Source organism: Pseudomonas sp. GW821-FHT01D09 (assembly GCF_059422465.1).
Map to the genome: position 1 here is coordinate 1 of NZ_JBWKWY010000060.1, position 12,468 is coordinate 12,468.

Consider the following 12,468-nt stretch of genomic DNA (forward strand, 5'->3'; position numbering starts at 1 on the left):
GGTGGGTGATGACGGGATCGAACCGCCGACCCTCTGCTTGTAAGGCAGATGCTCTCCCAGCTGAGCTAATCACCCTTCGTTTCGGTGTGGCGCGCATTCTACGGAGCGTCCCCTGCTCTGGCAAGCACTTTCTTAAATCTTTTTTTTCAGCCCTTCCAATGGCTTAGGCAGGGTTGGCCTGGGGCGCTATCAAGAGAATAATGCCCCACTTTGTATAAAGGAGAGACTCACCCCATGTGGTTCAAGAACCTGCTTATCTATCGCCTGACCCAAGATCTGCCTGTTGATGCCGAGGCGTTGGAAACTGCAATGGCCACCAAACCGGCGCGCCCTTGTGCAAGCCAGGAGCTGACCACTTACGGTTTCGTCGCGCCGTTTGGTAAAGGTGAAGACGCGCCCCTGGTGCATGTCAGCGGTGACTTCCTGCTGATCGCAGCACGCAAGGAAGAACGTATCCTGCCCGGTAGCGTGGTGCGTGATGCAGTGAAGGAAAAGGTCGAAGAGATCGAAGCCGAGCAAATGCGCAAGGTCTACAAAAAGGAACGCGACCAGATCAAGGATGAAATCATCCAAGCCTTCCTGCCCCGCGCGTTTATCCGTCGTTCATCGACTTTTGCTGCCATCGCGCCGAAACAGGGCCTGATCCTGGTGAACTCGGCCAGCCCCAAGCGCGCCGAAGACCTGTTGTCGACCCTGCGTGAAGTGATCGGCACCCTGCCGGTACGCCCGCTGACCGTGAAAACCGCGCCCACCGCCATCATGACCGACTGGGTCACCACCCAGAAGCCAGCCGATGACTTCTTCGTCCTCGACGAATGCGAACTGCGCGACACCCACGAAGACGGCGGCATTGTGCGCTGCAAGCGCCAGGACCTGACCGGCGAAGAAATCCAGCTGCACCTGACCACCGGCAAAGTCGTGACCCAACTGTCCCTGGCCTGGCAGGACAAGCTGTCGTTTATGCTCGACGACAAAATGACCGTCAAGCGCCTGAAGTTCGAGGACCTGCTGCAAGACCAGGCCGAACAGGACGGCGGCGACGAGGCCCTGGGCCAACTGGATGCCAGCTTTACCCTGATGATGTTGACCTTTGGCGACTTCCTGCCCGCACTGGTAGAAGCATTGGGCGGTGAAGAGACCCCGCAAGGCATCTAAGCCGTGTGAAGATAAAAATGTGGGAGTTGGCTTGTGTGGGAGCTGGCTCCTACAGTTGATTGGGTTGCCAGTTCCAGCACTCTAATAATAAGGACATCGCCATGCGCGCACTCGCCGCCCTGAGCCGTTTCGTCGGCAATACCTTCGCCTACTGGGTGTTGATTTTTGCCGTGGTGGCGTTTTTGCTGCCCACCTGGTTTATCGACCTGAAAAGCGCCATCGTGCCGCTGCTGGGCCTGGTGATGTTCGGCATGGGCCTGACCCTCAAACTTGAAGATTTCGCCGAGGTCGCGCGCCACCCCTGGCGCGTGGCCCTGGGTGTGATCGCGCAGTTTGTGATCATGCCCAGCGTGGCCTGGCTGCTATGCCAGGCTTTCAACCTGCCAGCGGAAATCGCCGTTGGCGTGATTCTGGTCGGCTGCTGCCCTAGCGGCACCTCTTCCAACGTCATGACGTGGCTGGGCCGTGGCGATCTGGCGCTGTCAGTGGCCATCTCTTCCATCACCACCCTCCTCGCCCCGCTGCTGACGCCTGCCTTGATCTGGCTGCTGGCCTCGGCCTGGTTGCCGGTGTCGTTCATGGAACTGCTCTGGTCGATCCTGCAAATGGTGTTGCTGCCTATCGTGCTGGGTGTATTGGCACAACGTCTGCTGGGTGAGCGCGTGCGTCATGCCGTCGAGGTGTTGCCGCTGGTCTCCGTGGTCAGCATCGTGACCATCGTCGCTGCCGTGGTGGCTGTAAGCCAGGCGAAGATTGCCGAGTCGGGCCTGCTGATCATGGCGGTCGTGATGTTGCACAACAGCTTTGGCTACTTGCTGGGTTACCTCACCGCCCGCGTATTCGGGCTGCCGCTGGCGCAACGCAAGTCATTGGCGCTGGAGGTGGGCATGCAGAACTCGGGGCTGGGCGCCGCGCTGGCCAGTGCGCACTTCTCGCCGCTGGCGGCGGTGCCCAGTGCGCTGTTCAGCGTCTGGCACAATATTTCCGGGGCGTTGTTGTCGACGTATTTCCGCCGGATGAGCGAGAAGGAAGATCGCAAGGCCCTCGCCGAAACTTGATCGAATCCTGACTTTTCGGCACTCTACGCCCCTTCGCGGGGACGACCCCGCGACTCGTTCGAGCATTCTATCCGGGGACGGCCCCACTTCTAAAAGGAAGGTCAATATGTCCTGGGTCATTCTGTTTTTTGCCGGGCTGTTTGAAGTGGGCTGGGCCGTCGGCCTGAAATACACCGATGGCTTCAGCAAACCGATGCCCACCGCCCTGACGATTGCCGCCATGGCCGTCAGCCTTGGCCTGCTGGGGCTGGCCATGAAAGAGCTGCCGCTGGGCACCGCCTATGCCATCTGGACCGGTGTCGGTGCGGTGGGCACGGTGATTGCCGGGATTATCCTGTTTGGGGAGTCCATGGCGCTGTTCCGCTTGGCCAGTGTGGCGTTGATCATTGCCGGGCTGGTTGGGCTCAAGATTAGCGCGTAAGCCACTAACGCTATCGCAGGCAAGTCGAATCGTCGACTTGCCTGCGATGAGGCCCTTAAATCCGAAAAACCTACCTGACACTCCCCCGCAACGCCCCAACCTGTTCCTGCAAGGCCTGTGGTGTCGCCTGCTCCACCGCCAACGGCGGCCCCGCCACCAACGTCACCCGCGACCAGACCCGGTGCAAGATCCCTTTGTTCGGGTCGCGACTGAAAAAGCTCCCCCACAACCCCTGCAGCGCCATGGGAATCACCGGCACCGGCGTTTCCTCAAGAATCCGCGTCACGCCACTCTTGAATTCATTTATCTCACCGTCGGCGGTCAACTTGCCTTCCGGGAAGATGCACACCAACTCGCCATCCTTGAGGTATTGGCTGATACGCTGGAAAGCCTTTTCGTAGATCTCCAGGTCTTCATGGCGTCCGGCAATCGGAATCGTGCCGGCTGTGCGGAAGATAAAGTTGAGCAGCGGCAAGCGGTAGATCTTGTAGTACATCACAAAGCGAATCGGCCGACGCACCGCGCCGCCAATCAGCAGTGCATCGACAAACGACACATGGTTGCACACCAGCAACGCCGCGCCTTCGTCCGGTATATGTTGCAGGTCGCGATGCTGCACGCGGTACATGGAATGGCCGAGCAGCCAGATCATAAAACGCATGGTGAACTCGGGAACAATCCTGAAGATGTAGGTGTTGACCGCGATGTTGAGCAGCGACACCACCAGGAACAGCTCGGGGATCGACAGCTTGGCCACGCTCAGCAGCACGATGGTGACAATCGCCGAGACCACCATAAACAGCGCATTGAGAATATTGTTGGCGGCAATCACCCGTGCCCGCTCGTTTTCAGCGGTACGCGACTGGATCAAGGCATACAACGGCACAATATAGAAACCGCCAAACACCCCCAGACCAAGGATATCGGCCAGCACCCACCAGGCCTGGCCGTAACCCAACACCGCCAGCCAGTCGTTGGCCTGGACGTTTTGCGGGAAGCCGCCGGAATGCCACCACAGCAACAGGCCAAACACCGTCAGGCCGAACGAGCCGAAGGGCACCAGGCCGATTTCCACCTTCCGCCCGGAAAGCTTTTCGCAGAGCATCGAGCCCAGGGCGATACCGACCGAAAACACGGTGAGGATCAGGGTCACCACGGTCTCATCGCCATACAGCCACTCTTTGGCGTAGGCCGGGATTTGCGTGAGGTAGATCGCCCCGACAAACCAGAACCACGAGTTGCCGACAATCGAGCGCGACACGGCGGGCGTTTGCCCCAGGCCCAGGCGCAAGGTGGCCCAGGATTGGCTGAAGATATTCCAGTCCAGGCGCATCTCGGGGCTGGACGCCGCGGCCCGCGGGATACCCCGGCTGGCCAGGTAACCCAGCACGGCAATCGCCACAATCGCCGTGGACACCACCGGCGCATAGTGCGTCGAGGACATCATGACCCCGGCGCCGATGGTCCCGGCAAGGATCGCCAGGAACGTGCCCATCTCCACCAGGCCATTGCCGCCCACCAACTCCTCTTCGTGCAAGGCTTGCGGCATGATCGAGTACTTCACCGGGCCAAACAGCGCCGAGTGGGTGCCCATGGCAAACAGCGCCAGCAGCATCAATTCCAGGTGGTTGGTCATAAAGCCCACGGCGCCGATGGCCATGATCACGATCTCGCCGATCTTGATTGCGCGGATCAACGCATCCTTGTTGAATTTCTCGCCAAACTGCCCGGCCAGGGCCGAAAACAGGAAGAACGGCAGGATAAACAGCAAGGCGCAGAGGTTGACCCAGATCGAGCGGTCGCCCTCGATGGCCAGCTTGTAGAGAATGGCGAGGATCAACGACTGCTTGAAGACATTGTCGTTGAACGCCCCCAGGGACTGGGTGATGAAGAACGGCAGAAAGCGCCGTTTGCGCAGCAAGGTGAATTGCGAGGGGTGACTCATCGTCCGTGTTCCTGCGTGGCCTGAAGGCTTTATTGATTTTTCAGGCCACGACTTTACCTAATCCTGCTTACTTATTCCCCAATCCTGCAATGCACGGTGAAACAAACAGCTCGCCTTTATAGGCGCCCTGCACCGTGCGCTTGCTGACCACCAGCCACATCAGGGCCAGGGCGGCGACCAGCACGCTGCCGGTCACGCTGAAAAATGCCAGGTGCAGGGTGCTGCCCAGTTTCAAGGTGGTCAGGGCATACACCCCCAGCGGGAAGGTAAACCCCCACCAGCCCAGGTTGAACGGAATCCCGGCACGCAGGTAACGCAGGGTGATCAGCACCGCGATCAACATCCACCACAGGCCCAGGCCCCACAAGGTGATCCCGGCGACCAGCCCCAGGCCGGCGGCAATCTCGCCGATGCCGGCAAAGCCATTGGCGGCAAAAATCGCCGGTGCCTCATGGCCCAGCAACAACATGCCCAGGGCGCCGGTGCCGATCGGGCCAAGGGCCAACCAGCTCGACGCCGCCATATTGGCGTGGGGCAGTTTATGCAGGGCCATGCGCAACATCAGGATCGTCAGAATGCTAAACGCAACCGGTAGGGAAAATGCCCAGAGCACGTAGCTGGTCACCAGCATCACCAGTTGCCCATGGGCGTCGGCCAGGTGCGGCGCCAGCAGGCCACCACTGGCGGCGGCGACTTCGGCAGCCACCACCGGCAACAGCCAGACAGCGGTCATCTGGTCGATGCTGTGTTCCTGGCGAGTAAACATCATGAACGGGATCAACACCCCACACGCCAGGGCCATGGCCACGTCCAGCCACCACAGGGCCTCGGCCAGTTGCACCACGCCCTCGCCCCAGCGCGACAGGCCAAACAACAGCAGGCCATTGATGATGGTCGCCAGGCCCATAGGAATGGTGCCGAAGAACATCGAGACCGTGGAGTGCCCGAAAATCTGTCGCGCCTCGTGAAAAAACATCACCCAGCGCGCCGCGTACAAGGCGCTGAACAACACAAACAGAACGATCGTCAGCAGCCACAGCGCTTCGGCGATGGCATAGACACCCGGCAGTTGCACCGGCAATTGCGCCAGGGCCAACGCCAGCACGCCGGTGCCCATGGTGGCGGCGAACCAGTTGGGGGTGAACTGGCGAATCACCTCCCTGGGGCCGGCCAGGTGGCTCAATGGTTTGTAACGGGTGGTAATGCTAGTGGGGCACGTCATGGCTCAATCCTCTGCCTCGTATGAGGTTGAGCCCATGATAGAAGCGAAACGAATATCTATATAACGGGTAATATCTCTAACTGTTATCTGTTTTACCTATATAGCGCTTTGGCCGGCGCTGGTTTCAGCAAACCTATAGGATTGTGTTTGGCGTTGCCTCGATGTGGGTGAGGGCTGCATGAGCGGATCGAGATAGCCCTGCACACTGGATGAATCACACAAGCCCACACCCACACTTTTTGCGGCTGAACGCTTAGGTACGCATCCCGCGCCCACTCACCAGCAACCGCGCACAGCCGAGATACAACACCACCGTCGCCACGATCATGAAGGTGATCGCCACGCTGATCTTGATATCCGACACGCCCAGGATCCCGTAGCGGAAGGCGTTGACCATATGCAGCACCGGGTTGGCCAGCGACACGGTCTGCCAGAATGGCGGCAGCAGGCTAATCGAGTAGAACACACCGCCCAGGTAGGTCAGCGGGGTCAGCACAAAGGTCGGGATGATCGAGATGTCATCGAAGTTGCGCGCAAACACGGCGTTGATAAAGCCCAGCAACGAGAAGATCGTCGCCGTCAGCACCACCACCAGGATGGTCAGCCCCAGGTGATGCACCTGCAGGTCGGTGAAGAACATCGACAGCAGCGTCACAATCGCCCCGACCATCAAGCCACGCAACACGCCACCCAGGGTGTAGCCGATCAGGATGGTGTGTGGCGACACCGGCGAGACCATCAACTCTTCGATGGAACGCTGGAACTTGCTGCCAAAGAAACTCGACACCACGTTGCCGTAGGAGTTGGTAATCACCGACATCATGATCAGCCCCGGCACGATGTATTCCATGTAGGTGAAGCCACCCATCTCGCCAATCTGCCGGCCGATCAGGTTCCCGAAGATCACGAAGTACAGGACCATGGTGATCGCCGGCGGCAGCAGGGTCTGCGGCCAGATGCGCATAAAGCGCTTCACTTCGCGGTAGACAATGGTATTGAGCGCGACCAGGTTGGGTTGGAGCTCGGAACTCATACCGCCACCTTCGCCAGATTTTTCTCCACCAGGGACACGAACAACTCCTCAAGGCGATTGGTTTTGTTACGCAGGCTCAACACTTCAATGTTCTGCAAGGCCAACTGGCTGAACAGCGCGGTGATACCTACGGCTTTGTCCACCTGGACTTCCAGGGTGTGGCTGTCCACCAGGCGGTTGGGGTAGCCGGTCAGCGCGGGTGGCGCAGACAGGTTGTTCTTCAAGTCGAGCAGGAACGTCTCCACATGCAACTGGCCCAGCAGGTTACGCATGCTGGTGTTCTCGACAATGGTGCCGTGGTCGATGATGCCGATGTTGCGGCACAACTGTTCAGCCTCTTCCAGATAATGGGTGGTGAGGATGATGGTGATGCCTTTCTGGTTCAGTTCGGTGAGGAAGGTCCACATCGAGCGCCGCAATTCGATGTCCACCCCCGCCGTCGGTTCGTCGAGGATCAGCAGGCGCGGTTCGTGCACCAGGGCGCGGGCGATCATCAGGCGCCGCTTCATGCCGCCGGACAGGGAGCGGGACGGCACATCGCGCTTGTCCCACAGCCCCAACTGGGTCAGGTATTGCTCGGCGCGCTCCTTGGCGATCTTCGGCGGAATGCCGTAGTAACCGGCCTGGGTCACCACGATATCGAAGGTCTTTTCAAACTGGTTGAAGTTGAACTCCTGGGGCACCACGCCAATGCTGCGCTTGAGCGCGGCCGGGGACTTATCCAGGTCATGGCCAAAGATATTCACCGTGCCACTGGTCTTGTTGACCAGGGTCGACAGAATGCCGATGGTGGTGGACTTGCCGGCCCCGTTGGGGCCGAGCAAAGCAAAGAAATCACCTTCGGCGACATCCAGATCGATACCACTCAGGGCCTGGAAACCGTTGCCGTAGGTTTTGGTTAGCTGCCGGATGGACAGAGCGGAACTCATATCGGATTACGCACCAAGGAAGGGAATAGAAAGAATAGATAAGGCCACGCCACACGTAATACAACTGCGGCGCACGATAAGCATGGTGCTTGCCCGCGCCGCACAAGTACAGTCACCTGTATTAATAGTCAGTATTAAGTCAACGCGGTCATCACGGCTTTTTGATAGGCCGGGCGTTGCTGCAAGCGCTGGTACCACGCCTCCAGGTGAGGCATCGAGGGCCGTTCGATAGGCATCTCGAACCAGGCATAGATAAAACTGCCCAGGGGAATATCGCCCATGCCGATCTCGGCACCGGACAGGTAGGGTTGCTCGGCCAGGGCCTGGTCCACGGTTTTCAACACCTCGATACAGGCATTGCGCCCGGCATGGATGCTGCCCCAGTCCTGCCGCTCGGCCGGCGTGCGCAAAATCCCCCAGAACACGGTCTTGAACGGTTCGGCAAAGGTCGAGGTGGTCCAGTCCATCCACTTCTCGGCATTGGCCCGCGCCTGCAGATCCGTGGGGTACCAACTCGACGCCTGTTTGGCGCAGAGGTAACGCACGATGGTGTTGGATTCCCACAACACAAACTCGCCGTCCTCGATCATCGGCACCCGGCCATTGGGGTTCAATGCCCGGTACTGCGGCGTATCGACCACACCAAAGGCCCCGCCCGCATCAATTGCCTCATAGTCCAGGCCGAGCTCCTCGGCGCACCACAGTGCCTTCCTGACGTTTGACGAATTTTTACGACCCCAGATCTTCAGCATAACCGCCTCCCAGTGGATGAATGCCGAAGCAGCATACGCCGGTTCAGTCGCGACTCAAATCGCTCTGCATATCGCCTAACAATTGCGGCGACTGCTCGCCAAACAGGTGCGGGTAACATTTCGCTATATGGGCAAAGAAGAAGGCCTCGGGCACCTCGGCAAATTGCCCATGGTCCAGCACATACTCCATGGAACGCTGGCCCTGACGGTTGAACGGGTGAAACACACTGTCGTTGATTCCGTCGAAATCCAGGGGCGACACATCGAACAATTCGCACAGTTGCTGGTTGAACGCCGGCGTCGCCTTGACCCAACGCCCATCCAGATACAGCTCGGTGTAGCCGTGCATGGCGAACACATCACTCTTGAGCAGCTCGATCAGGCGCGGGGTCGATAAATGATTGCGCACATCGGCCAGGCCAATGCGCGACGGTATGCCGCAATGCCGGGCGCACGCCGCCAGCAGGGTGGCCTTGGGCACGCAATAGCTCTGGCCCGCGGCCAGGGCGTAGCTGCCACGCAGGGTTTGCGGATCGCGGCTGAAGGTGTAGGGGTTGTAGCGCACCGCTTCACGCACGGCGTAATACAGGCTGACTGCCTGGTCACGGGGCTCACGGCTCGAACCGCGATGTTTTTCGGCGAACTCCACCACCGTGGGGTGGTCACTATCGATGAAGCGGCTGGGACTCAAGTACGCTTTCATGGGTATTTTCTCCGAGGCGAGCCTGGAGTCTAACCACAGGCCTGGCGCAGGGATAACGACGATTCGGCCAAATGCCGGCGCCTGCCGCCTGTGACTGGAGAGCACTTCCCGCCACACCACGTAACACCCTCGGGCTCCGCTTCTTCGGATGCCGACTAAGCTCTGAGGGTGCTTCTGCCCCTGGTTTCACGGAGGATTGAATATGCTGTTGTTGTGGATACTGGTTCTGGTGCTCGGCATTGCCTACCTGGCACACCGTCGTACCGCGCCCCTGCCCGCCCTGGGCGTGGTCGCCGTCTACCTGTTGGCGATGGGCGCCTTCAGCCATGCACCGGGCTGGTTGCTGCTGGTGTTCTGGGTCCTGCTGGCGGTGGTCGCCGCCCCGCTGCTGCTGCCTGACCTGCGCCGCCAGTATTTCACCGCGCCGCTGTTCAGTTGGTTCCAGAAAGTATTGCCGCCGATGTCCGAGACCGAGCGCGATGCCATCGACGCCGGTACCGTGTGGTGGGACGGCGAGCTGTTCAGCGGCCGCCCCGACTGGGACAAGCTGCTGGCCTATCCCAAGGCGCAGTTGACCGAAGAAGAACAGGCCTTTATCGACGGCCCCACCGAAGCGCTGTGCGCCATGGTCACCGATTGGGAAATCGGCCAGGCCATGGACCTGCCGGCGGCGGCCTGGGACCATATCAAACAACATGGCTTCTTTGCCCTGATCATCCCCAAGGAGTTCGGTGGCAAGGGCTTTTCCGCCTACGCCCACTCCCAGGTGGCGATGAAACTGGCCACCCGCAGTGGCGACCTCGCCTCCACCGTGATGGTCCCCAACTCCCTGGGCCCAGCCGAACTGCTGCTGCACTACGGCACCGACGAACAACGCAACCACTACCTGCCGCGCCTGGCCCGCGGCGACGATATCCCGTGCTTTGCCCTGACTGGCCCGCTGGCTGGTTCCGATGCCGGCGCGATGCCCGACACCGGGGTGATCTGCAAGGGCGAATGGCAAGGCAAGGAAACCCTTGGCCTGCGCCTGAACTGGGAAAAACGCTATATCACCCTGGGGCCGGTCGCGACCCTGCTCGGCCTGGCGTTCAAGGCCTATGACCCGGACCACCTGCTGGGTGAAGAAGAGGACCTGGGCATCAGCCTGGCGCTGATCCCCACCGACACCCCCGGCGTGGACATCGGCCGTCGTCACCTGCCCCTGGGCGCCGCGTTCATGAACGGCCCCAACTCCGGCAAGGACGTGTTCATTCCCCTGGATTTCCTGATCGGTGGCCAGGAGATGCTCGGCAAGGGCTGGATGATGCTGATGAATTGCCTGTCGGTAGGCCGTTCGATCTCCCTGCCGGCGGTGGGCACCGGTGCAGCCAAGTTCACCAGCCTGGTGACCGGCCAGTACGCCCAGGTGCGCGAGCAGTTCAACGTACCGCTGTCCGCCTTTGAAGGTATCCAGGAAGCCCTGGCCCGTATCGGCGGCAATGCCTGGCTGATGGACAGCGCGCGGATGCTCACCGCCAACGCCGTCGACCTGGGGGAAAAACCCTCGGTGCTCTCGGCGATCCTCAAGTACCACCTGACCGAGCGCGGCCGCGAGTGCATCAGCCACGCCATGGACGTGCACGGCGGCAAGGGCATCATCATGGGGCCCAACAACTACCTGGGCCGCAGTTGGCAAGGGGCGCCGATCTTCATCACCGTCGAAGGCGCGAATATCCTCTCGCGCAACCTGATGATCTTCGGCCAGGGGGCGATCCGCTGCCACCCGTTCGTGCTCAAGGAAATGGCCCTGGCCGGCCGTGAAGACCGCGACCAGGCCCTCAAAGAGTTCGATGGGCTGCTGATGCAACATATCGGCTTTGCCGTGAGCAACGCCGCCAGCACCCTGGTATTGAACCTGGGCCTGGGCCACTTTGAAAAAGCCCCGGGCAACCGCTTGAGCCAGGGCTACTTCCGTGCGCTCAATCGCCAGGCCGCTGCGTTCGCCCTGCTGGCGGACCTGAGCATGATGCTGCTGGGTGGCGAGCTGAAGCGGCGCGAACGCCTGTCGGCACGCCTCGGCGATGTGCTCAGCCATATGTACCTGGCCTCGGCGGCGCTCAAGCGCTACCACGACCTCGACTCGCCGGACCATCTGGAACCGCTGTTTGCCTGGGCCATGGAGGAAAGCCTTGGCCAGTCGGAGCGCGCGCTGGATGAGTTGCTCAGCAACTTCCCCAACAAAGTGCTGGGCTGCCTGATGCGCGTCATCGTGTTCCCGTTCGGGCGCCGGCATAAAGGCCCGTCCGATGCCCTGGACGCTGAAGTCGCCGCAGTGATTGGCCGGGCCAAGGGCGACCCGACCCTCGAAGAGCTGCTGGCTGGCTGCTACCGCCCGCAATCGGCACAAGATCCGGTCGGCGCCTTGCAACATGCCTACGACCTGCTGGATGCCAGCCATCCGTTGCAAAAAACACTGCACACGGCCCTCAAGAGCGGACAGGTCAAGCCACGGGCCGGGGAACACGCCATCGATGCCGCACTGGAAGCTGGCGTGCTGCAACCGGCAGAGGCGCAGACCCTGCGCGACGCAGAAGCGGCGCGACGCAAGGTGATCGACGTGGATGACTTCAGCAAGGAGGAACTGGCCCAGGCCCCCGGCAGAGTGCGCTAAGGCCAGCGGTCATATAAAAACGGGCGCGAGAGCTATATACTCTCGCGCCCGTTTTTGCTTTTGAGGACTTACTCTCGTGTCCAACGTCGTTGCCGATCATCTCGTCTTGCTCGACCACCTGCGCAGTATTCTGGTTGCCGTCGGCGAAGCCGAACAGGTTCCCGAGGAAAGCCACGCGTTGTTCCTGGAACGCTTCGATGAACTGCGCGCCATGCTGCCCATCGACCCGATCGAAAGCCAATACCTGGGCCAGGACATAATGAGCCAGGTGATCCTGCGCTACCCGCAGATCGCCCATCTGGTACCGCGCGACCTGCTGTGGTTCTTTGGCGGTGACTGCCTGCACTTTATGCCCGACGATGAACTGGACCTGTACCAGGCCCTGGAAGAACGCCGCTTTGAAGCTGAACAGAACGACGAGCCGTTCGACTGGAACCAGGAAAAGCAATTGCTGGCCATGTCCAACGACCAGCCCAAGCACTGATCTCAAAAGCACCAAAGATCCAAATGTGGAGCGGACTTGTGTGGGAGCGGGCTTGCCCTAATGCCAGTCAGTTAAGCCCTCCCGCTTTCTTTTTGGGGTATTTGACCGGCCTGGGC

General features: G+C 60.5%; 11 protein-coding genes and 1 tRNA gene. 5 read left to right on the top strand and 7 right to left on the bottom strand.

Features of this window, described 5'->3' with window-relative positions:
• Nucleotides 1–2: 2 nt before the first annotated feature.
• Nucleotides 3–75: transfer RNA gene (locus AC07W7_RS26825), tRNA-Val, on the bottom strand.
• Between the two features lie 159 nt (nucleotides 76–234).
• Here AC07W7_RS26825 and rdgC point away from each other — a divergent pair.
• From rdgC to sugE, 3 genes are all read left to right on the top strand, one after another.
• Entirely contained in the window at nucleotides 235–1,155 is a 921-nt protein-coding gene (gene rdgC / locus AC07W7_RS26830) for a recombination-associated protein RdgC (protein WP_029292788.1), read from the top strand.
• A 101-nt stretch (nucleotides 1,156–1,256) separates the two neighbouring features.
• A complete protein-coding gene (locus AC07W7_RS26835) occupies nucleotides 1,257–2,213 on the top strand; it encodes a bile acid:sodium symporter family protein (protein ID WP_169898976.1) in 957 nt (318 codons plus the stop codon).
• Between the two features lie 106 nt (nucleotides 2,214–2,319).
• Nucleotides 2,320–2,634, top strand: a complete 315-nt coding sequence (sugE, locus tag AC07W7_RS26840) for a quaternary ammonium compound efflux SMR transporter SugE (RefSeq protein ID WP_099168771.1) — start codon at nucleotides 2,320–2,322, stop codon at nucleotides 2,632–2,634.
• A 70-nt stretch (nucleotides 2,635–2,704) separates the two neighbouring features.
• Here sugE and AC07W7_RS26845 read toward each other — a convergent pair whose 3' ends face one another.
• The 6 genes from AC07W7_RS26845 to AC07W7_RS26870 all read right to left on the bottom strand — a co-directional run bounded on the left by AC07W7_RS26845 (nucleotide 2,705) and on the right by AC07W7_RS26870 (nucleotide 9,218).
• Nucleotides 2,705–4,579 carry an MFS transporter gene (locus AC07W7_RS26845; protein WP_495040435.1) on the bottom strand — a complete coding sequence of 625 codons (1,875 nt, stop codon included), beginning with the start codon at nucleotides 4,577–4,579 and terminating at the stop codon, nucleotides 2,705–2,707.
• A 67-nt stretch (nucleotides 4,580–4,646) separates the two neighbouring features.
• Entirely contained in the window at nucleotides 4,647–5,801 is a 1,155-nt protein-coding gene (locus AC07W7_RS26850; RefSeq protein ID WP_495040436.1) for a TDT family transporter, read from the bottom strand.
• A 253-nt stretch (nucleotides 5,802–6,054) separates the two neighbouring features.
• Nucleotides 6,055–6,834 carry an ABC transporter permease gene (locus AC07W7_RS26855; RefSeq protein ID WP_099168774.1) on the bottom strand — a complete coding sequence of 260 codons (780 nt, stop codon included), beginning with the start codon at nucleotides 6,832–6,834 and terminating at the stop codon, nucleotides 6,055–6,057.
• Complete coding sequence (locus tag AC07W7_RS26860) at nucleotides 6,831–7,763, bottom strand: ABC transporter ATP-binding protein (RefSeq protein ID WP_099168775.1); 933 nt, start codon at nucleotides 7,761–7,763, stop codon at nucleotides 6,831–6,833. The genes AC07W7_RS26855 and AC07W7_RS26860 overlap by 4 nt, the downstream gene beginning before the upstream one ends.
• A gap of 134 nt (nucleotides 7,764–7,897) precedes the next feature.
• Nucleotides 7,898–8,515: a glutathione S-transferase family protein gene (locus AC07W7_RS26865; protein WP_099168776.1), complete on the bottom strand. Its 618-nt coding sequence runs from the start codon at nucleotides 8,513–8,515 to the stop codon at nucleotides 7,898–7,900.
• A gap of 43 nt (nucleotides 8,516–8,558) precedes the next feature.
• Nucleotides 8,559–9,218 (bottom strand): transglutaminase-like domain-containing protein, encoded by a 660-nt coding sequence (locus tag AC07W7_RS26870; protein ID WP_495040437.1) that lies wholly within the window; start codon nucleotides 9,216–9,218, stop codon nucleotides 8,559–8,561.
• A gap of 202 nt (nucleotides 9,219–9,420) precedes the next feature.
• Here AC07W7_RS26870 and AC07W7_RS26875 point away from each other — a divergent pair, with 202 nt between their 5' ends.
• Nucleotides 9,421–11,868, top strand: a complete 2,448-nt coding sequence (locus AC07W7_RS26875) for an acyl-CoA dehydrogenase (protein WP_495040438.1) — start codon at nucleotides 9,421–9,423, stop codon at nucleotides 11,866–11,868.
• Between the two features lie 76 nt (nucleotides 11,869–11,944).
• A complete protein-coding gene (locus tag AC07W7_RS26880) occupies nucleotides 11,945–12,352 on the top strand; it encodes a PA2817 family protein (protein ID WP_169898970.1) in 408 nt (135 codons plus the stop codon).
• Nucleotides 12,353–12,468: the final 116 nt, after the last annotated feature.